The organism is Patescibacteria group bacterium (assembly GCA_038065255.1).
GTDB lineage: Bacteria > Patescibacteriota > Patescibacteriia > JACQRZ01 > JACQRZ01 > JBBTRI01.
This window is the reverse complement of record JBBTRI010000025.1, coordinates 1-22,169: the sequence shown is the minus strand read 5'-3', so window position 1 is coordinate 22,169 and position 22,169 is coordinate 1. Positions and strand designations below refer to the sequence as shown.

General features: G+C 44.9%; 20 protein-coding genes and 1 tRNA gene. All 21 read left to right on the top strand.

The window, feature by feature from the left end:
• Positions 1-4 precede the first annotated feature (4 nt).
• The 21 genes from rplO to AAB400_05075 all read left to right on the top strand — a co-directional run bounded on the left by rplO (position 5) and on the right by AAB400_05075 (position 22,119).
• On the top strand, positions 5-454 hold the full coding sequence (gene rplO, locus AAB400_05175) for a 50S ribosomal protein L15 (GenBank protein ID MEK7649269.1): 450 nt from the start codon (positions 5-7) through the stop codon (positions 452-454).
• Entirely contained in the window at positions 448-1,722 is a 1,275-nt protein-coding gene (gene secY / locus AAB400_05170) for a preprotein translocase subunit SecY (GenBank protein ID MEK7649268.1), read from the top strand. Before rplO ends, secY begins: the two co-directional genes overlap by 7 nt.
• A complete protein-coding gene (gene map, locus AAB400_05165; GenBank protein MEK7649267.1) occupies positions 1,722-2,504 on the top strand; it encodes a type I methionyl aminopeptidase in 783 nt (260 codons plus the stop codon). Before secY ends, map begins: the two co-directional genes overlap by 1 nt.
• Positions 2,505-2,506: 2 nt before the next feature.
• Entirely contained in the window at positions 2,507-2,899 is a 393-nt protein-coding gene (ruvX, locus tag AAB400_05160) for a Holliday junction resolvase RuvX (protein MEK7649266.1), read from the top strand.
• 15 nt (positions 2,900-2,914) lie between these two features.
• Positions 2,915-3,547: a DNA repair protein RecO gene (recO, locus tag AAB400_05155; protein MEK7649265.1), complete on the top strand. Its 633-nt coding sequence runs from the start codon at positions 2,915-2,917 to the stop codon at positions 3,545-3,547.
• A gap of 69 nt (positions 3,548-3,616) precedes the next feature.
• Complete coding sequence (aspS, locus tag AAB400_05150; GenBank protein ID MEK7649264.1) at positions 3,617-5,386, top strand: aspartate--tRNA ligase; 1,770 nt, start codon at positions 3,617-3,619, stop codon at positions 5,384-5,386.
• Positions 5,387-5,420: 34 nt separating this feature from the next.
• Positions 5,421-5,915 (top strand): YbaK/EbsC family protein, encoded by a 495-nt coding sequence (locus AAB400_05145; protein MEK7649263.1) that lies wholly within the window; start codon positions 5,421-5,423, stop codon positions 5,913-5,915.
• Complete coding sequence (locus tag AAB400_05140; protein ID MEK7649262.1) at positions 5,915-6,628, top strand: ScpA family protein; 714 nt, start codon at positions 5,915-5,917, stop codon at positions 6,626-6,628. The genes AAB400_05145 and AAB400_05140 overlap by 1 nt, the downstream gene beginning before the upstream one ends.
• Positions 6,625-7,224, top strand: coding sequence for a prepilin-type N-terminal cleavage/methylation domain-containing protein (locus AAB400_05135; GenBank protein ID MEK7649261.1), 600 nt, complete (start codon positions 6,625-6,627; stop codon positions 7,222-7,224). The genes AAB400_05140 and AAB400_05135 overlap by 4 nt, the downstream gene beginning before the upstream one ends.
• Positions 7,211-7,900: a type II secretion system protein gene (locus AAB400_05130; protein MEK7649260.1), complete on the top strand. Its 690-nt coding sequence runs from the start codon at positions 7,211-7,213 to the stop codon at positions 7,898-7,900. The genes AAB400_05135 and AAB400_05130 overlap by 14 nt, the downstream gene beginning before the upstream one ends.
• Before the next feature lie 8 nt (positions 7,901-7,908).
• Complete coding sequence (locus tag AAB400_05125; GenBank protein ID MEK7649259.1) at positions 7,909-8,796, top strand: hypothetical protein; 888 nt, start codon at positions 7,909-7,911, stop codon at positions 8,794-8,796.
• A gap of 24 nt (positions 8,797-8,820) precedes the next feature.
• The gene (gene ligA, locus AAB400_05120; protein MEK7649258.1) at positions 8,821-10,902 is read left to right on the top strand and encodes an NAD-dependent DNA ligase LigA; all 2,082 of its coding nucleotides are present in this window, start codon (positions 8,821-8,823) and stop codon (positions 10,900-10,902) included.
• Between the two features lie 4 nt (positions 10,903-10,906).
• On the top strand, positions 10,907-13,309 hold the full coding sequence (locus tag AAB400_05115; protein MEK7649257.1) for a S8 family serine peptidase: 2,403 nt from the start codon (positions 10,907-10,909) through the stop codon (positions 13,307-13,309).
• Positions 13,310-13,376: 67 nt separating this feature from the next.
• Positions 13,377-13,673 (top strand): Asp-tRNA(Asn)/Glu-tRNA(Gln) amidotransferase subunit GatC, encoded by a 297-nt coding sequence (gene gatC / locus AAB400_05110; GenBank protein MEK7649256.1) that lies wholly within the window; start codon positions 13,377-13,379, stop codon positions 13,671-13,673.
• Positions 13,674-13,679: 6 nt separating this feature from the next.
• Positions 13,680-15,158 (top strand): Asp-tRNA(Asn)/Glu-tRNA(Gln) amidotransferase subunit GatA, encoded by a 1,479-nt coding sequence (gene gatA, locus AAB400_05105; protein MEK7649255.1) that lies wholly within the window; start codon positions 13,680-13,682, stop codon positions 15,156-15,158.
• A gap of 24 nt (positions 15,159-15,182) precedes the next feature.
• Complete coding sequence (locus tag AAB400_05100; protein MEK7649254.1) at positions 15,183-15,638, top strand: hypothetical protein; 456 nt, start codon at positions 15,183-15,185, stop codon at positions 15,636-15,638.
• Positions 15,639-15,708: 70 nt separating this feature from the next.
• Positions 15,709-16,527, top strand: coding sequence for a thioredoxin domain-containing protein (locus tag AAB400_05095; protein ID MEK7649253.1), 819 nt, complete (start codon positions 15,709-15,711; stop codon positions 16,525-16,527).
• A 15-nt stretch (positions 16,528-16,542) separates the two neighbouring features.
• A complete protein-coding gene (locus AAB400_05090) occupies positions 16,543-18,123 on the top strand; it encodes a sulfite exporter TauE/SafE family protein (protein MEK7649252.1) in 1,581 nt (526 codons plus the stop codon).
• Between the two features lie 12 nt (positions 18,124-18,135).
• On the top strand, positions 18,136-20,316 hold the full coding sequence (locus AAB400_05085) for a heavy metal translocating P-type ATPase (GenBank protein ID MEK7649251.1): 2,181 nt from the start codon (positions 18,136-18,138) through the stop codon (positions 20,314-20,316).
• A 34-nt stretch (positions 20,317-20,350) separates the two neighbouring features.
• Positions 20,351-20,983, top strand: coding sequence for an ElyC/SanA/YdcF family protein (locus AAB400_05080; GenBank protein ID MEK7649250.1), 633 nt, complete (start codon positions 20,351-20,353; stop codon positions 20,981-20,983).
• A gap of 1,048 nt (positions 20,984-22,031) precedes the next feature.
• A tRNA-Ser gene (locus AAB400_05075) sits at positions 22,032-22,119 on the top strand.
• Positions 22,120-22,169: the final 50 nt, after the last annotated feature.

Below are 22,169 nucleotides of genomic sequence, written 5' to 3'. Positions count from 1 at the left end.
ATGTATGGCAGAACTCCATCAACTCACACCATTTCGAGGATCACGAAAAAAAGCAAAACGCATCGGGCGCGGACTTGGTTCGGGTCATGGGGCGTATTCAACCCGTGGCGTTAAAGGCCAGAGAGCGCGAAGTGGCGGATCCCATGGCCTGAAAGCACGCGGTATGAAGCAGATTGTTTTGCGCATCCCGAAACTTGGCGGTTTCCGCAGTATTCATGAGAAAAGTAAAGGCGTTAATCTTTCTAGAATCGAAGAGCAATTCACACTTGGAGAAACGGTAAGTCCGCGCACTCTTGTCCGAAAGGGGATAATAAAATCTCCAAAAAGCGGTAAACTTGTGGATGTTAAAATACTTGGAGATGGCACCTTGACAAAGCCACTCACATTCAAAGATTGTTCTGTTTCTGCAACAGCAAAAGAGAAAATTGAAAAAGCAGGCGGAACAGTATGCTGAGGTTTTTTACACAAATTTGGAAACTTCCCGATCTTCGCAATCGAGTATTGTTTGTGCTTGCGATGCTCGTAATATTTCGTTTTGCCGCATCCATTCCATTGCCCGGAGTCGATCTTGAGAGTCTTAAGGCACTCTTCCGAAACAACCAACTTCTCGGGCTTATGAATATTTTCTCAGGCGGCGGGTTGGAAAATTTTTCCATCGTTGCCATGGGTGTTGCGCCATACATCACTGCCTCCATTATCGTGCAGCTTCTCACTATGATTATTCCTGCGCTTGAGAACCTTTCGAAGGAAGGGGAGTATGGCAGGCAGAAAATCAATCAATATACGCGCTATCTTGCCGTTCCTCTGTCGATATTGCAGTCATATGGAATGATTACATTGCTTCAAAATACGCCAACGCGCATTGTGTCGCATATGGATCCATTTAACCTTGCACTCATGATAGTAACGCTTACCGGCGGTACGATTTTTCTCATGTGGATCGGCGAGCTTATTTCTGAAAAGAAGATTGGCAATGGCATTTCACTTCTTATCTTCGCTGGTATCGTCGCTTCTCTGCCAAAAGTTGCGCAATCCATTCAAGTTCTTGATAGTACTCAAATTTTTAACATAGGAGCCTTTGCTATTATTTCAATCATCACCGTCGTGCTTGTTGTTCTTATGACAGAAGCGCAGCGCAATATCCCCGTGTCGTATGCGCGCCAGATGCGCGGTATGCGTTTAGTCGGAGGTATTGATACCTACTTGCCGCTTCGCGTGAATCAGGGTGGAGTTATTCCAATTATCTTCGCCATATCGATGATTTTATTCCCTCCGACAATTGCCCAGTTTTTTGTTCGTGCAAAGACGCAGTGGCTTGTTGATATGGCACAAGCCACACTATCGTTTTTCAATAATACAACCGCATACGGCATCATTTATTTTCTTCTTGTTGTCGGTTTCACCTATTTCTACAGTGCAGTCGTGTTTAAGCCGGATCAAATTGCGGAAAATCTCCAGAAACAAGGAGGATTTGTCCCTGGTATTCGGCCGGGTAAATCAACAGCTGAGTACCTGCAATCGATTGTGAATCGCATTAACCTTCCCGGTTCCACCTTTTTAGCCCTTGTTGCTGTACTGCCGATTGCAATGCAACAGATCACGGGTATACAAACATTGGTCGTTGGCGGAACGAGCCTTCTGATCGTGGTAAGCGTTGTTCTTGAAATCATGAAGCAAGTGCAAGCGCAACTCACCATGCGCGATTACGAAGAGTTTCTCTAATGATCACCATTAAAACACAAGAGGAAATTAGCATCATGCGCGAAGGGGGACATCGACTTGCTACCGTGCTTTCGCATGTCGTTTCTCGCGTACAACCGGGTATTGCGATTAAGGAATTGGATGCATTGGCAGAACAAGAAATTCGCACAAGCGGTGGTGACCCGATTTTTCTGGGATACCGCAGTTCAAAAAGAGGTATTCCGTATCCCGCAACACTCTGTGTATCGATAAATGATGAAGTGGTTCATGGGGTTGGCACTCGAGACATCGTATTAAAAGAAGGGGATATCGTTGGTCTTGATATTGGATTGCGCTATCCGGCAAAAAACGGCCTCTGTGTAGATATGGCCGTGACGGTAGGCGTTGGATCAATAAACAAAGAAGCACAGAGACTGATTGCTACTGCAAAATCCGCACTTGATGCAAGTATCGCATTGGTTCGTCCTGCAGTTCAAACGCGCGAACTTGCTCGAGCCATTCAAGCCATATGCCGGCAAGAAAAGGTTAGCCCCGTTCGTGATCTCACCGGGCATGGCATCGGCCGCTCACTCCATGAAGAGCCGCCTCTATTCTGTTACGATGATCCTCGGTTGCCAAGCGTTGAATTAAAAGAAGGAATGGTCTTGTGCATTGAACCGATGATACTGGCGGGGGATTGGCGCGTCACGACTGATGCTGATGGCTGGACGATTCGATCTGCAGACGGGTCGCTTGCATCTCATTACGAGCATACGATTGCTGTTACGGCAAACGGCCATGAAGTTCTTACTCAACTCGACTAGGTATGCGCTATCTCGGCATTGATTACGGAACCAAAAAAATAGGCCTTGCGATTGGCGATGACGAGACGCGCATTGCAACACCCCTTGAAATAGTTGAAGAAGAAAATCAGCAAGCATTTGCCGCGTATCTTAATACTCTTATTAAGCGCGAAGAAATCGGGACGCTTGTTATTGGCATTCCGGAGTTTTCAAAAGAGCAGTACGGGCAGCATTATGAAAAAGTAAAAGCATTCAGCAATAGTATACAAAAAAATGTCACTATCCCCGTCATTGAAGTTGATGAAAGTTTTACAACAAAACAAGCAGGGCATTTGCTGGGTGCCAAAGCACGCGGGCGTGATGATGCAGTTGCTGCCATGCTCCTGGTACAGCAAGTGCTTGATAGGTTGGCATAGTGCCTATTGTAGTGTATGACTTTTTCTGTTCACGGATTTATTGTTGACAAGGAAGATTGGAGGGAATACGATCGGACATTTACTCTTTATACCAAAGAGTATGGCAAGATAGTTGTTCTGGCGCAGGGAGTACGGAAAATCAACAGCAAACTCTGCGGTAACCTTGAGCCATTGAGTGAAGTGGTATGCATGATTGCGCGGGGGCGATCCATTAACAGGATTGCAAGCGTGGAAATGCGCGATCGCTTTCTTGTCATTAAGGAACAGCTTGAAAAATGCGCTATTGCATTTTTTTTCTTTGATGTTATCAATCAGCTTATCAAAGAGGATATGCGCGATGATGCTTTGTTTAGACTTTTGCAAGATTTTTTTTCATCGCTTCAAGACGCGAAAGCCGGGAAGGCATACACCATCGGCATAGCTGCTCTTGTAAAATTGAGCTGTATTCTTGGCCATCAGCCCTATTCAAAGGGGATCACCCAGAGTCTTATGCGCTCGCAATCTCTCTTGGCGTTTAGTCGCGGAAGGACAAAAGCGGATTACCATAATCTCTCAGCTCGCATGACTGCATTTCTTGAGAATATGTGTGATCGCCCCCTTCGCTCAAAAGATTTTTTTGATTTTTACGCCTCTGGCGCCCTCTCATAAATGAGTTGCTTTTTCCCATAAAAAGAGTAGAATACAAAGGAACAGTCACTTAATTGTAAGAATTTTGGTATGCTTCGGACACATACATGCAATGAGCTTTCAGTACAGGACGAGGGAGTGCGCGCGGTGCTTTGTGGCTGGGTTTCTTCGCGGCGCGATCATGGAGGACTTATTTTTATCGATTTACGCGATCGGTATGGAATTACGCAATGTGTTATTCACCCGGAGCGGCACAGCGCATTTTCACAAGCAGAAAAACTTCGATCTGAATGGGTACTCAAAGTAACGGGAAACGTACATAGGCGTTTGGAAGGAACGGAACGAAAAGATATGCCTACGGGAATGATTGAACTTGTTGTTGAAGGAATAGAAGTACTTAGCGAAGCAAAGACGCTTCCTTTTGAAATTGATCAAGATGGTGTTGGAGAAGACATCCGTCTCCAATACCGCTTTTTGGATTTAAGGCGACCGTCAGCGAGAGATATCATACTAAAGCGCGATACATTCCTTATGCACATCCGCGCCTACATGCATGCTCGCGGATTTGTGGAAGTGCAAACACCCATACTCACAAATTCCTCACCGGAAGGCGCGCGCGATTTCCTTGTTCCTAGCCGTATTCATAAAGGAGAGTTTTATGCGTTGCCGCAGGCACCGCAGCAATTCAAACAACTCTTGATGGTTGCGGGTTTCGATCGCTATTTTCAAATTGCTCCATGCTTTCGCGATGAAGATCCGCGGGCAGACAGGCATCCTGGAGAATTTTACCAACTTGATCTTGAGATGAGTTTTGTTGAACAGGAGGACGTGTTTGCAGTAACCGAGCAGTTGATGATTGAACTTACGCATACCTTTAGCGACAAAAAAGTCACGTCAACCCCGTTTCCTCGTATTGCATGGAGAGAGGCGATGACGACCTATGGTTCGGACAAACCCGATGTGCGCTATGAACTTCCTATACAGAATGTATCAACGCTTGTTGATGGTTGTGGTTTTTCTGTTTTTACTTCTGCGTTACAACGGGGCGGTGTGGTGCATGCCATTCGAGTGCCTGAGGGAAGTATATTAAGCAGAAAAGATATTGATGAACTTACCGAGAGCGCAAAAATCTTTGGCGCGAAGGGACTGGCGTATATCACCATGAAAGACAGCGAGCTGCAATCACCGATCCTCAAGTATCTTGGAGTCGATTGTGCCAAGAATATCTTTGAAACGCTCGGAGCACAGAATGGAGATAGCGTTTTCTTCGGCGCGGATTCCTGGGATATTGTCTGCCGTTCGTTGGGCGCAGTGCGTTCATCAGTGGCAAGAAAAATGAACCTCATTGATCCCAAGAAAGCCGCATGGGCATGGATCGTAGATTTTCCCATGTATGACTGGAATGAGGAAGAAGGTAAAATTGATTTTTCTCATAACCCCTTTTCTATGCCTCAAGGGGGAATGGAAGCATTGAATGCAAAAGACCCCAAAGAAATTCTTGCCTATCAATATGATTTGGTGTGCAACGGATTTGAAATTAGCTCAGGCGCTATTCGTAATCATCGCCCAGATATTATGTATCGAGCGTTTGAAATCGCAGGATACACACAGGAAGATGTCGACACTAAATTCGGCGGCATGATTCGCGCGTTTCAGTATGGTGCGCCGCCCCATGGAGGCATTGCGCCGGGCGTTGACCGGCTTATGATGGTACTGTGGGAATGTCCGAGTATCCGCGATATTTATGCATTTCCAAAAAACGGGCGAGCACAGGATGTACTTATGGGAGCTCCTGCGCAGGTAAGTGAAAAACAACTCAAAGAATTAGGCATTGCTCTTTTGAAGGTAAAAAATCCTTAAATGGAGCACTCTTAATCTTAAATTACACATTCCCATGCCACTTCCAAAAAAACTTCTTTCAAGCTTTGCCGCAAAGAATATCCCCCATGCAATTATCGAACACAAAAAAGTGTTCACAGCATTTGACATAGCGGCTACCACAAAGACACCCCTTCTACGAGTGGCAAAAACACTCCTTGTTAAGGCCGGGAAACTATGTGCTATAGTTGTTGTTTCTGCTGGCCATATGATCGACAGTAAGAAATTAGCAAAGGCGTTGAAAGTGCCGGCCATACAGTTTGTAAAAGAAAAAGACATGCTCAAGCGACTGAAGATGGGCGCAAAGGCGTCACTCGCATCATTTGGAAGTATCTATGCCTTGCCGGTGCTTGTCGATAAAGCCTTTGCAAAACAGAAGAAAGCCCTTTTTTCCGCCGGAAGCTTTACGCACTCCATTCATATGGCGATGAAAGATTTTGTAAAGCATGAAAAACCCCAAATCGCTCTCATAGCCATTATTAAAAAGATTGTAAAAAAGAAGAAAAAATAATGCTTACCGTATCGTTGGAACAATTTGAAGGTCCGCTTGACCTCCTTTTGCAGCTTATTGAGCGGGAGAAACTAGATATTTCATCTGTTTCTCTTTCACTCGTGACCGATCAGTACCTTACGTCATTAAGCGCCATGCAGCCCCATGTGCGCATGGAGGAGTTAGCTGATTTTTTAGTAGTAGCGGCAAAACTATTACTCATCAAATCCCGATCGCTGCTGCCCTCTATTACAGAGGAAGAAGAGCAGGAAATTGGAGAATTTGAAGAACGTCTTCGGTTGTACAAAGAATTTGTAAAAGCAGGAAAGCATATTGAGCAATTATGGAATGCGGGAAGGAATATGTATACGCGTCCGCGTTCATTGGTATCAGAGACGATACGATTTTCTCCCCCAAGCCGCCTTACAGCGGAGCAACTGCGTTCATTGTGTGCTAACACCCTCTCCCGGTATGTAAAAACAATTCTTACTGTTCCGGTCTCAATTGCGTTTGAAAGCCGCATGACTATTGGGGAAAGAATGGATCACATCAGGCAACTTCTTTCTCAGAGAGCAAGTCTTTTGTTCAACCACGTCATTGCGTCGGCAAAGAATAGGGCGGAAATCATTGTAAGTTTCTTAGCTATACTTGAACTCGTGAAACAGAGGTCCATTGTTGCCCATCAAGAGAGCCTATTTTCTGAAATTACTTTTAAGATACATAAACAGCAATGAGACAGAGCCATTTTCGAACATTCCGTGTCCGCCGCGGCCAGACGTTATTGGAGCTTTTAACAGCGCTTTTTGTGTTGAGCCTTGTTCTTGTTGGAGCACTGGCGCTTACCAATTCGAATTTCAGACTTGAGGGTATTGGATCTTCTCGCCTTGTAGCAACAAATCTTGCACGGGAGGGAGTAGAGCTTGCACGCTCGATACGGGATAGCAACTGGTTGAGCAGCCGCGCTTTTGACGATGGCTTGTCAGATACTAATCATTGTGCGGTTTTGAGCGCACAGGCAAACCAACCGTTTGTCGACCATTTTACATTTCTGGAATGCAAGGATGGTTTTGATGCATCTTTCCAATTATACCAGTCTGCCGATGGGCGCTATTCTGCCGATGCGGCGTTCGGAAACCTTTCACAGATATTTCGCAACATTCGACTTGATCCTATCTGTCTCGATGCATCCAATGTCCAATCAATTAAAACCGATACGGCATGTGACCCGGGCACAAAAATAGGTCTTCAAGTAAAAGGTGAAGTCGGGTGGTATTATGCTGGGCAAAAAATGACCGTTGTACTAACAGAACAGATCTATGATTGGCAATAATACTCCATATTTTTTTTGTAGTGGCATGCCTCCCTGCCAGCGGCGCGTATTGGGCGTAAGGCGCGGGTTTACCTTTATGGAAATGATCGTCGTTGTTACGATATTCAGCATCCTTATGATGGCAACCAGCGATATTTTTATGCGAGCACAACGCACCCAACGAAAGACGGCAGCACTCCAGCGATTACAAGATGATACAAGGTTTCTTACGCAAAAAATAACATCTGAACTTCAAGCAGGGTCTATTGATTATGCGAACGCACTTTATACCAATGCGCAAAGCTGTGATGTGGCAGCCCCGTCAGCGATAACGCCGGTAGATGGCAATGCGGTACTCGTTCTGCGCCGTTTTGACGGTTCCCGTTTGTATGTTAAAAAAGACGATACAGCCGGTGTCTGTGTGGACGAAACAAGCACCCCATGTCTTGCGATGAGCGATGACAATGCAACGTGGAGTTCAGCATCAAGCAAGGGCGTGAAGGTCGAATCGCTTACATTTTATATTTCACCGGACAAAGATCCATTCACATTCTGCGATGCATCAGCGACATATTTGAGAGATACTCAACCTCGCGTAACCATTGCCCTGCGAGCATCAGCGACTGTTACAGGCTCAAAAGAACCGGTTGTTCTGTCTGTGCAGACAACGATTTCCAGCCGTGAATATAAACGATAAGGCATACTATGCGATACTTTTCCAAAAATAAATCAACCGCAACCAAAGGAGCCATTCTTATTATGTCGCTTCTTATCGGAAGCGCCATAACTATTGTCGGTGTGGAAATTGCTATGTTTGTGATGAGTTCCATTCGACAGAGCAGAACCATTGATCATTCGATTGTTGCTTACTATGCAGCCGAAACAGGAGCAGAGCATATTATGCATCAGGTACGCAAAGAAGGGTTAACGACATTTGATGATCTGAGGAAAAAAACCGATACATTTGATGAAGCAACATGGAGCGTGCAGGAATACCATGAGCCGGATACGATTGTGGGAGTATTCCGAGATAGTATCAGTGAATTGCAGCGCTCAACGCTTCGGGCAAGCGATGCAGTGCAGGCAAGCTTGTATCGCAATACACAACAGAACGGGTATAGGGCGGTTCAAGGTCTTAAGTCAATGAAGGTTCTTTGGAGTTCCGAATCGTGTCCCTCTCAACGTCCAACGTTTGAAATGACGGCACTGGAGTTTACTGATGGAGGAACGATTTTGTGGGATGATCCGAATACCCAACTGAAAAAAGATATCCAGAGCGCACCCGAGCAGGATGCAGGTGTTAAACAGATATTTTTTAATTTCACGGACGAACAGGGAAATCCCATTAATAAACCAATGATCGTGCGTGTAAAAGTGTTTTATTGTGATGTGGCGGGCCTGAAGCTTACTCTTTATACTGATCTTGATGGGACAGGAAATCAATTGGATATACCAAATTATTTTTATATCAATCCCAAGGGTGTGTATAAAGGAGTTTCGCGCGATGAACTCAAGTCGACGTTTGCAGACCAAGACGCAGCATCGAGCGTGTTTGATTTTGTTCTATTCTCACAGGATCAGATTACTAAATAATTCCAATGAGGAATAGTGGGCAGTATGGAAAAGAGTGAAGCAAAAAAACGCATTGAAAAATTGCGAACAACAATTGAACATCATCGCTATCTTTATCATGTGCTCGATACGCAAGAGATATCGGATAGCGCCCTCGATTCATTGAAGCACGAGCTATTCTTGCTTGAGCAGCGTTTTCCAGATCTCGTTACGCCAACATCCCCGACGCAGCGTGTTGGTGGTAGTGTTCTCGAAGGTTTCCAAAAAGTACAACACCGTTTTCCCATGCTTTCATTGGAGGATATTTTTTCACCCGATGAATTAGATGACTGGCACAATCGTTTGGTGCGCATAACCCATACTGTTGAAAAAGCGCATTATTATGCAGAGATCAAAATGGACGGTTTGGCAGTTTCATTGCGGTACGAAGACGGCATATTGGTGCAAGGAGCAACGCGCGGAGACGGTAAAGTAGGGGAAGATGTGACACAGAATTTAAAAACAATTGAAGCAATTCCACTCAGCTTGCGAAAAAGCTCCGAACAGGAAATCAGTCGCATGTGCCGCACTGTTCATGGCGATTGCCATGAACGCGCATTAAAAAAGCGCCTTACCGATCTGAAGGGCACCATTGAGATTCGCGGTGAAGTTTGCATGTCAAAAAAAACATTTGATGGATTAAATAAAGCGCAAGTACAAGCGAACCGCCCGCTCTTTGCCAACCCACGCAACGCTGCGGCAGGAAGTATACGGCAGCTTGATCCGTCTATTGCAGCTTCTCGGAAACTTGATTTTATAGGATATGCGCTTATGGATGAAGAGCAGTTTGGCATTACGACACACGAGCAGGCGCATGAAGTCATGAAACTCCTGGGAATAAAAGTAAATCATTTCAATGCTTATTGCTCAACACTTGCGGATGTCAAAAAATACCATGATGATATTGAACGGAAACGGGATCACTTGCCGCATTGGACAGATGGCGTGGTTGTGGTGGTGAATGATAACATTCTTGTAGCTAAACTTGGTGTTGCAGGTAAGGCGCCCCGTGGAATGATCGCCTACAAATTCGCCGCTCAGCAAGGCACAACCGTTATTGAGCATGTACATTTTCAGGTAGGGCGTACTGGCGCACTGACGCCCGTTGCAACTCTGCGACCCGTGGCACTTGGCGGAACAACCGTATCGCATGCAACTCTTCATAATGTAGATGAAATTCACCGTCTTGATGTGCGCATTGGCGATACGGTCATCATAGAAAAGGCAGGGGATATTATTCCGAAAGTGGTACGTGTCGTGAAAGAATTGCGTACGGGTAATGAGCAGGTTATTCATATACCCCACACATGTCCGATATGCGATTCACCGGTTGTACGCGATCCGCAAGAAGTTGCGCTGTACTGTTCAAATAAAAAATGTTTTGCTCAAGAAAAAGAACGCATTATTCATTTTGTTTCAAAAAAAGGGTTTGATATCGACGGCCTCGGAGAGAAAATTGTCGAACAGCTTATCAGTGCTGGCTTGGTGCGGAGTGCAAGTGATTTATTTACATTATGTTCCGGTGATTTGGAACCCCTCGAGCATTTTGGGGAAAAATCAGCCCACAATCTTATTGAGTCGATTGAAAAAAGCAAATCCATTGAATTTCCTAAATTTCTGTATGCGCTTGGCATATTCCACGTTGGAGAAGAAACTGCTAGTGACTTAGCAAAGCACTATCGAACAATTGCCGATCTGCAAAAAGCATCACGCGAAGAACTCGAACGCATTGAAAATATCGGAAGTGTTGTTGCACAAAGTATTCATGAATATTTTTCCGATACGCATACCACGCAGCTTATGAAAGAACTAATGGATTGCGGCGTTCGTATTAAGCAGATCCACACTGCACATAGCCAGACAATGAAGGGACTGACATTTGTACTGACCGGAGAACTCGAATCGCTTTCTCGCGACCAAGCAAAAGAAAGCATACGGCAGCGTGGCGGAACAGTAGCATCATCGGTTAGCAACAAAACAGACTATGTTGTTGTCGGTCGCGAGCCCGGCTCAAAATATGATAAAGCAAAAAAACTTGGCATTGCCACGCTGGATGAAAAACAATTCATAACACGCTTAGGGCGCTAATACTATGATCACCTTTAGGTGCTTTATACGTATACTTTTCTTTATTCTGGGGATAGCAGTATGGATGGTAGTGCAAAGGGTTGACGCTGCGATACTAACAAATGATCAACTTATTCCCGATGCATTTGGAGAGATTACCGGTTCTGAATTAGGGATTCTTTCTGATGGCAGTTTTTTATGTTTTAACATCAATAGTAAATGCTATAACAAGGAATCCTTTGTGCAGAAAGGGTTTGAATGGTCAGATACCAAAATCACATTTGGCGTGCCGGGAGATATTCCGATCAGTGGATCAATCATCGTGTATAATACGGGAAAAAAGTCGGTGTGCGTGGGTACGCGCTGCACTATCCAAGATACCATACTGGAACTTGCCCGCTTATCGTATCGCATTAAGCCGTTGATACGAAGCGTGAATCCGCTGATGTGGGTGCGTGACGGCACTATTGCCATTAAGGGCGCTGGATTTGGAGAAGCAACAGGCAGTGTGCTTTTTGATGATCTTAATGCTTCGGTCGCTCAATGGAGTGACAAGGAGTTGAATGTGCGTGCTCCCGCTGATGGCATTGTGAAACGCATTACTATCCAATCTCCAAATGGAACACGTACGGTTTTTGACCTTTTTTCCTATCTTGATCAGATTCAAGCAGGCAGGGCATGGTCTTTGTTGGGGAATGGAGCTGTAACAGTTGCAGTTATTGATGACGGAGTCTATGTCAATCATCCTGCGCTGAAGTCATCGATTTGGAAAAATCCAAAAGAGCAGGCAGGCAATGCCAAAGATGATGACGGTAATGGGTATATCGATGATGTGTACGGCTACAATTTTATAAAAGGGAATGCGAGTGTGGATCCGACCGGAAGTCATGGAACCCGCGTTGCGAGTATTATTCTCTCTACAGCGCAATCTGGCATGGCTGGCACACGTTCATCTGTGCGAATCATGCCGCTGGTTGTTGCAGATGCAAACGGGGTTATACCGACAAAAGAGAGCGTCATTAAGGCGATAAAATACGCAGCAGATAATGGTGCGAATATCATTAATGCAAGCTTTGGGAGCGGGGGGACGATAGGATATGCGAGTGAATACGATGAAGCAATTCAATATGCATTTACCAAGGGAGCGATTGTGGTAGCTGCAGCCGGCAACGACGATCTTTTAAGTAAAGACGGAACAGATCTCAATGTTGTTCCGCAATCACCCGTATGCAACAATAAAAAACGCTTCCTTCTTTTGGGTGTCGCTGCATTGGATAATACTGATTCCCAATCAGAGGGTATGGTTCGAGCGCGGTGGTCAAGCTATGGGAGTAATTGTGTTTCACTTGCGGCGCCGGGTGTGCGCATTCCCGGAGCAGTGCCACCAGAGTATAGTAGTGACCGTAATTCCTATTACGACCAGTCAAGCGGCACGTCATTTGCAACACCGATTGTTGCAGGAGTAGCGGCAATGATGAAGGCAACACATCCAACAATGCCGCATTGGGAAATAATGAGCAGGATTGTCGGTAGTGCCGATTCTCTTGATGTGGCTAATCGCGGCTTCGAACATGCTATTGGTGGAAGAGTGAATGCGTTTAAGTCTCTCGCTGCAGGTGGAATGGAAGCGTCAGTTGGTGATATTGAACCATTTCAAAGTATTCCCGAAGGAACAGTGCGCGTTACCATAAAACAGTATACGTCAAACAATTCACTCCGCCTTGTGAATGAACAAATAGCAATTCCACTAAATCCTTCACATATTACTCCGTTAGCCGCCGACACATTTGAGGTAACCATTCCCTCCGATGCACCCGAAGGGAACTATCGTATTGCCGTTGTGGGTGAGTCTGGCACTGCACTTGCGGCAAGTAGTATGCAGCTCACAATAAATCGCCCGCCTCAACAGAGTGTTCAAGTGCCTCTCATTCCCGTGCAGCAACCTGCTCAACCTCTTTCCCTGCAACCTTCAGTTGAGGCGTTGCCGATTGCTCACGTGTCTGTCGTACAACAACCAAGTAGTATTGATGCCGCATTTTCTCAAAAAATGAAGGGTAAAATTTTGCTGCAAGTCGAAGAACAGGGACAGGCATGGTATGTGAACTCTATTGATGCAAAACGCTACTATCTTAAAGATGGCAGTGCGGCATTTGAGCTTTTGAGGCGATTTGGCACAGGCATCAGCGCTGCAGACCTTGCAAAACTCCCCATAGAGGGATCAAAGAGTATAAAGAAAAATTCTTTACGCGATCGTTTAAAAGGTAAGATTGTCCTTGATGTCCAACATCATGGACAAGCCTGGTATGTGAATCCCAAAGACGGCCTCCGGTATTATTTGAAAAACGGCGATGAAGCATATAGGATTATGAGACAGTTAAGTCTGGGCATTTCTAATGCGAATCTCAATAAAATACCAATAGGGCAGTGAGGTCTTTTCTTTTGCGCAGAACTGCGCTATACTGCCCTCACATATTCTTATTCATACTTTTGTCAGTATGGCGCTTACCCAGCAAGACATTGAGCATATTGCGCGGCTTTCACGCCTTGAGCTTTCCGGCGAGGAGTTGGAAGCGTTTACTCAGCAGCTTTCTTCAATTCTCGAATATGTTGCACAACTCAAAGAAGTTGATACGAAGAGTATCACCTATCACTATCAAGTACCCGGATTAGAAAATATATATGATGATGACAGTGTCCGCCAATGCAGCGAAGAAGAGCGTGCGCTACTCCTTAATGCTATGCCGGCTCATGTTGGTGACTTTCTTAAAGTAAAGGGTGTATTCAGGGATTGAGCATATATGGCACTCAATACATTTACTATTAGAGAAGCGCACGATGCGCTTGTAGCAAAAAAGTGTTCATCCGTTGAGCTTACTCAAGAATGCCTCGACCGTATTACTTCAGTTGACGGTGATATCCAAGCATTTTTGACTGTACTGGGAGAGCGAGCGCTTGTTCAAGCTGCGCATGTTGATAAAAAAATCGCACATGGCGGTGATCTTGGTATTCTTGAAGGAATTCCATGTGCGCTTAAAGATAATATGATGGTGCAAGGAGAGAGGACGACTGCAGGATCAAAAATACTTGATGCGTATCATGCTTCGTACAGTGCAACAGTTGTTGATTTGCTTGAGAAGGAGGGATCCGTGCTGTTGGGCAAAACAAACATGGATGAATACGCCATGGGCTCTTCAACGGAAAATTCCGGATACTGGGTTACGCGGAATCCGTGGGACACAACTCGCGTTCCCGGCGGATCGTCAGGTGGCTCAGCAGCGGCGTTGGCTGCCGATGAATGCATATTTTCTCTGGGGTCGGATACCGGCGGATCCATCCGGCAGCCTGCAAGCCTGTGCGGCGTTACCGGCTTGAAACCGACCTACGGTTCGGTGTCGCGATATGGTCTCATCGCCATGGCGTCATCTCTCGATCAAATTGGGCCGTTTGGAAAAACAGTTGAAGATGCAAGTATTATATTTGATGCAATTAAAGGATCTGATACTCGCGATTCAAGCAGTGCACAGGCGCCCTCGCGCGCAACACGGACTCATTCAGCGCTCCATACATCTATTGAAGGAATGAAGATTGGCGTACCCAAAGAGTATTTCATTGATGGTATAGATGATGCTGTTGCATTGAATGTGGGCAATGCGCTCAAAGACCTTGAACGACTTGGCGCAATACTCGTAGATATTTCATTGCCGCATACACAGTATGCCCTGTCGACATACTACGTTATTATGCCGGCGGAAGTATCTGCAAATCTTGCGCGTTTTGACGGCATTCGCTATGGATATTCTTCTCCGGATGCGCTTACGCTTTCCGATGTGTATACACAATCACGTACGAAGGGTTTGGGCCGCGAAGTACGGCGGCGTATTATGCTTGGTTCCTATGTGCTTGCTTCGGGATACTATGATGCCTACTATAAGCAAGCTCAAAAAGTTCGCGAGCTTGTGCGAAGAGATTTTGACACTGCACTTCTTGATGTTGATTGTATCGTGTGCCCGACATCTCCTATTCCGGCATTTCCCATCGGTGAAAAAGCCTCAGATCCACTCGCGATGTATTTGGCGGATATTTTTACGGTATCGGCAAATATTGCCGGTGTTCCTGCGCTTTCCGTACCATGTGGATTTGCGGCGAAAGACGGTAAAGATCTTCCGGTCGGACTTCAAATACTCGGGAAGCATTTTGATGAGGAAACAATTTTGCGTGTAGGGCACCAGTATCAGCAAGCAACAGATTGGCACTTACGGAAAAGCATGATGTACTAAACTAAATTAACGGAGCACTAGACTATGGAAGAAATCACATCATCTGGCATTTCCCCGACCGTTTTCTGGATTGTTGGCGGCATCGTTGTCTGTATTGTATTGATTATCATTGTTGTTGCTGTAAAAAAAATGTTTCGTCGGACGGAGCTCTATGGAATGAGTAAGGAGGAAATCAAGAAGAAATGGCAGCTGATCGAAGAAATGGCACAGCGCAATGATGAGATGAGTCACAAATTGGCTCTCATGGAAGCAGACAAACTTCTTGATCACGTTCTCAAAGCCCTTGGGTTTGGGGGTACAACGCTTGCGGAGCGGCTTAAACTCGCCGCATATCGGTATCCAAAGATACGCAATGTATGGCCTGCTCATCTTGCCCGGAATCGCATGGTTCATGAAGCGTCCTACCACTTGAGCGGCTCAACAGCGCGTGATGCCATACGTCGTTTTCGTGATGCTCTCCATGAATTTGGAGTGTTGTAATGCGCTTGACACTCGCAGTACTGTTTGTATAATAATGAAGAAGATATTCTATTTCATAACGCAATTCTCTATGTCAGACCAGCAGCCGTATGTTCCCTACGATCCTGATTTCGATCAAAAACGTTCGCAATCACTTACCTTAAGTATTACACCAAAGACACTTTTCTTTGCAGGATTTGCAATCGGTCTTCTTGTTATGGGTGTTCCAATGGCATATGTTGCAGCTCGATCAGGCGTTGGTTTATCTGCTGGCAGTCCGTCTGTTGCTCTTGGCAATGGCGCTGTACAGCCATCTCCTTCGCCATCCGATGCTCCATCTGCACCCCAACCCGCAGGAAAGGTAAAACCGATATCCAAAGACGATTATGTCCGCGGCCCTAAAAATGCAGATGTAACAGTAGTAGAATATTCAGATCTTGAGTGCCCATTCTGTAAGCGGTTTCATCCAACCGTTCAACAGCTTATGAAAGAATATGACGGCAAGGTTGCCTGGGTGTATCGGCACTTTCCATTGAGTTTTCATGCCAATGCTCAAAAGGAAGCTGAAGCGGCAGAATGCGCAGGTGAACTTGGAGGATCCGATAAATATTGGAAATTTATTGATACAATCAATGAGCGTACGACATCGAATGGCACAGGATTTGCGCTTGACCAGCTTACCCCACTGGCAAAAGAATTTGGATTGAACGAAGGAAAGTTCAAACAGTGCCTTGATAGCGGTAAATATGCTCAGAAAATTCAGCAGAGTATTTCCGATGGACAGTCTGCGGGCGTTGACGGCACTCCCGGAACAATTTTGGTTCGTAAAGACGGCAAAACACGATTGGTATCAGGAGCAGTTCCCTTTGAAGAATTGAAGTCGTCACTTGAAGCGCTTCTTAAAGAATAGTATATATAACTACCGATGAATGTTTTTAAATTTCATTTTCGTTCCGCTGATCATGCACAACTTGAGTCTTTTAAGCAAAAAAATCACGAAGGCATTGCGCAAATAGACATCAATGTTTCTAAGTGCATCGTACGCATCATCAGCGATCAGCATACGGCGGACACACTCGTAGCTTTGGCGCACGAATACAGTATAGCACTTATCCCCTATGAAGCTGCTTTGCGGCAATCTGCGGTTATTACTATTAAAGGAATGACCTGTCAGAGCTGCGAAATAACTCTTGAGCGGGAGCTGCAAAAAATAGAGGGAGTGGAACAAGTTGAGGTTGATGCTACGCGCGGTATTGCGCGTATTACCTACTCTCATAAGCCTTCGGAGGAGCTCGTGCGCGAAGCAATTGCATCAAAGGGGTATGAGTTTACATCGATAGGAAAATCAGAACGAGCCGGTACGTTTATACAGCACACACAGCGACCGCCAGTTGTTCGACTGGTAGGTTTTATAGTCCTTGCGATTGCCATCGGTGCTGTTTTGGATAGATTCCAACTTCTTACTCCATCCATTTCAATCGGAAGCGGCCTTAGTTTTGGAGCAGTATTCCTTATTGGGCTTCTTGCAGCAAGCTCATCGTGTATCGCAGTATCTGGAGGGTTGTTGCTTTCGTCAGCTGCAAAATGGAACGAGCGGTATGCCACTATCAATGGGATAGCCCGTATGCAGCCGGTACTTTTTTTTATTGCCGGTAGGCTTTTGGCATACCTTGGTTTTGGCGCGCTTATCGGTGTCGTTGGCAAAGCACTTTCCCCATCACCATTTGTTACAGGTCTTATTACGATTGCCGCAGCGCTATTCATGATCGTTATGGGATTGGATATGCTTGGCATGGCACCGGGATGGTTAAAACGTCTTCTGCCTCGCATGCCAAAACGCATTTCTCATACAATGTTGAAAGCTGAGTCATTTCATTCCCCAGTAACACCATTTTTACTAGGTGCTGCTACATTTTTTCTGCCATGCGGATTTACCCAAAGCTTGCAACTCTATGCACTTTCAACCGGGAGCATTCTTACAAGCGGTCTTCTTCTGTTCGGCTTTGCTTTGGGAACGGCACCGGCATTGTTTGCTCTTGGCTGGGCGTCAACATCACTTAAAGGTAGAGTGGGGACGTTCTTTTTTCAGTTTTCCGGGGTTGTCGTTCTTCTCTTGGGATTTTGGAATATACAAAACGGTTTTACTGCAGCAGGATACCCGTTATCTTTTCCGCGTATAGAATGGAGTGCGCGCGCAGCAGACAGTACTGATCCGAATGTTGTATTTGATGGTACTGCGCAAATTGTACGCATGAGTGCAGGATCGCGAGGATACTCACCGGACCGTTTTACCGTGCGGGCAGGCATTCCTGTAAAATGGATTGTCGATGGCACAAACGCCGAAGGATGTGTATCAGTGTTTCAGGCGCCCCAGCTTGGCATCAAAAAACTTCTTTCTCGCGGTGATAATGTATTTGAATTTACTCCGCGAGAGCCCGGTACGTATGCATTTAGTTGTTCGATGGGCATGTATCGGGGACGTATTACTGTTGTACCCAGTACATAACAACATCATTATATGAAAACTATAACCTTTACTATCGGCGGGATGCATTGCGCATCATGCTCAGTTCGCAATGAAAAAAGCCTCAAGAGTATTGATGGTGTAACAAATGCCGTAGTGAATTTTGCTACACGCAGTGCAAAAGTTGATTATGATGAATCGCGCACATCAGAGCATGAATTTCACTCAGTTATTAAAAAAAACGGATATAGTGTTATTGCAGGCACTGACCATGCTCATATGCATGCCGAATCGAAAAAAGAACATAGTATTACCCGCAATAAGGCATTCATATCCCTTATACTGTCGGTACCCGTGCTTATTTTGGCAATGGCGGGTATTCGCTTGCCATTTGAATTGTTTGGTATAAACGGAAGCACCGCCGTACAGGGGGTCTTGGGGAGTATTATTATTCTCGGATTCGGCTGGGAATTTCATAGCGGTATGGTACGGCAACTGCGAACAGTGAGTGCAAACATGGATACGCTTATTTCACTTGGTACACTTGCCGCATGGGGGTATAGTGCGTGGATGCTTGTTTTGGGTGGTGATGCGTTTTATTTCGAAACAGGATCTATTATAACAGCTCTTATTCTCTTGGGACGGTATTTTGAGGCGCTGAGCCGCGGCAGAGCAAGTGCAGCGATTGAAAAGTTGTTGGAGCTTGGCGCAAAAACAGCGCATCGCAAAAAAGACGGAAAAGAAGAAGATGTTGCTATTTCGGATATAAAAGTAGGAGATATTCTTGTAGTGCGTCCTGGAGAAAAAATCCCTACTGATGGGATTATTGTTGCGGGAGAGACGCATATTGATGAATCAATGCTCACGGGTGAAAGTATGCCCATTGGTAAGGGGATGTCTGACGAAGTGTTTGGAGCGACCATGAATATCGATGGTGCAGTAGAGATGCGCGCAACAAAAGTTGGAAGCGAAACGGTGCTTGCGCAAATTGTGAAAATGGTAACCGAAGCGCAAACAACAAAAGCGCCCATTCAAAAACTTGCCGATACAATCTCAGGTATTTTTGTGCCGATAGTCATTGTGATTGCCCTTGCAACACTTCTGGGGTGGTATTGGACAACCAGTGATGTTTCTCAAAGTTTTCTCGCGGCAATCGCTGTTCTTGTTATTGCATGTCCCTGTGCACTTGGCCTTGCCACTCCAACGGCGCTTATGGTAGGAACAGGAACAGGGGCAAAGAGGGGTATCCTCATCAAAACAGGGGAAGCACTCGAGCGTGCAAAAAAAATTACCATCGTGCTTTTTGATAAAACCGGAACACTTACGCAAGGAAAGCCGAATGTCACAGATACTCATTCAGTCCAACCCAACATTTCACCGGATGAATTATTAAAAATTGCCGGAAGTCTTGAACATTTTTCTGAGCATCCGCTTGCGCGAGCTGTTGTAAAAGAATGCGGGAAACGAAATCTTACCCTGTATGATGTTGTCAAATTCACTGTACTACCTGGCAAGGGCGTGCAGGGCACTATCGAAAGTGATGAGTATTTTGTTGGAAGTGTACGCTTTATAAAAGAGCAAGGCATTTTATACGAGCAGTGGAGGAGCGATATGATCAGCCTTGAGCAGCAGGGAAAAACCATAATCTGTGTTATAAAAAAGAATCTTCTTATTGGGTATATCGGCATTGCCGACACACTAAAAGAAGATGCAAAGGAGGCGGTAGGAAATCTCCAGAGTCATGGCATTACTACTATGCTGGTGACAGGCGATAATGAAGGGACAGCCCAAGCGATTGCCAATGTGTTAGGAATCCAAAAAGTCTACGCCCGGGTACTGCCGGAAGAAAAGCATATGATCGTAGCTGAACTTCAGAAAAAAGGTGAACATGTTGCGTTTGTAGGCGATGGCATTAATGATGCTCCTGCGCTTGTGAAGGCGGATCTTGGCATTGCAATCGGTACCGGGACGGATATTGCGATTGAAGCAGGCAGTATTGTCCTTGTGAAAGGAAGCCCCTCAAAAGTGTTTGAAGCATTATTACTCGCACAACTGACATTCAAGACCATCAAACAGAACTTATTCTGGGCTTTTTTCTATAATATTGCCGCAATTCCTCTGGCAGCATTCGGGCTTCTTAATCCTATTATTGCCGCGGGTGCGATGGCATTCTCAAGTATAAGTGTTATATTGAATAGTCTCCGCATACAAAAGAAAAGCAAACTCCTGGTCTAGAATAGCAGGCATAGCTATGCTATTCTCATACCGTATGCTCATGAGGATTATAAGAAATTTTTTTCTTATTATGGTTACCGGTGCCTTCTTTTTTGGTTCCGGTTTTGTTGTGAGTGAAGTTAAGAATTCATATTCAGATGGCATACATGTACTTGATGCCGTAGAAGCACATCCGGTTACGCTTATTCTTGGCGCAAGTCTCAAAGGTGGCAGGCCAAACACCAGTCTTGAAGACAGGCTTCTTACCGGCATCGATTTGTACCATGCCAAGAAGACCAAGAAACTTCTTGTGAGCGGTGATAACCGCAGTGCGGATTATAACGAGCCGCTTGCAATGAAGCAGTTTTTGTTGGAGAAGGGGATACCGGAAAAAGATATCATTCTTGATTATGCTGGCAGGCGCACATACGATAGCTGCTATCGGGCTAAGGAGATTTTCGATCTGACCTCCCTTATAGTTGTTACACAGGGCTACCATTTGCCGCGAGCGCTGTATCTCTGTAATAAACTTGGAATTGAAGCAGTAGGCGTGAGCGCTGATAAAAGGGAGTATCAAGGAATGATTCAGCGAGAACTTCGGGAGATTGGCGCATCATTACTTGCTTGGTTCAATGTCCGCGGCATAGTCCGCCAACCTGTATTGGGCAAAAAAGAAAAAGTGTTTTAAAGGATTAATTTTGTTATTACTTTTTTTATGTTGTAATAGTGGCATGACAGAGTAGTTTATGAAAAAGGATAGAAGAGTTATTTTCCCAAGGGGGAAACAAGCTAATTTTCTCAAAAATATCGAAACAAAGCTTTCGTTGACACAAGTTGACCTTCCTCAATTACTCAAAGTACACAAAAGAACTTATTCAGATTGGAAAAGGGGAAAATATTCTTTACCACTAAAAATAGTACATCGAGCATGTTTTCTTGGGAAAGTGCCATTTCCAAGACCTGTTGAAATTAAAGAATCTTTTTGGTCTAGTACAAAAGCGGGTAAGATTGGCGGTATTAACAAATATAGAAAATACGGATTCATTTCCAATGAGGCATATCGTAAGAAAAAATGGAAAGAATGGTGGGATAAAATAGGGACATTTCATAGAAATAAAATTTTACTTCCACGAAAAATTTATAAACCAATACAGTCAGAAAATTTGGCAGAGTTTATTGGCATTATGCTTGGTGATGGGGGGATTACTCCTTTTCAAACCACAATTACTTTGGGATATAAGGCTGACAGGAAGTATAGTGAATTTTTACATCATTTTTTATTGAAGCTTTTTCAAATGAAGCCCGCAGTATATTATCGTAAAAAGTCTACTATTACCCTGCAGTTTTCAAGTAAGGAATTTGTTCATTATTGTGTATCATTAGGGCTTTGTATAGGTAATAAGGTAAAGCAAGAGATAGACATGCCTGATTGGGTCAAGAAAAATAAAGATTATTTACTGGCGTGCATTCGCGGACTTATGGATACTGATGGTTGTATTTTTCAGGAATGTCATAAAATAAAGACGAAACGCTATTGTTATCCAAGATTAACATTTGTAAGTTATTCGCAACCACTTCGAGTGTCAGTGCATAAAGCATTGAAAAAACTTGATTTTTTTCCTAATATACGTAATAATCGGGCTGTCACTCTAGAAAGGCGCGATGACATTATTCGCTACTTCACTTTAATAGGTACGCATAATCCTAAACACAAGAAGAGATACGAATCATTTGTTGGTGGGGTGCGTGAGCTGGCTGAAACGAGCAGTCTTGAAAACTGCTAGACCCGCAAGGGTCTCGAGGGTTCGAATCCCTCCCCCACCGAAGAAAATCAAAATCCGAATTCTGGCCGGAAATTGTATCCCGATTGAAAC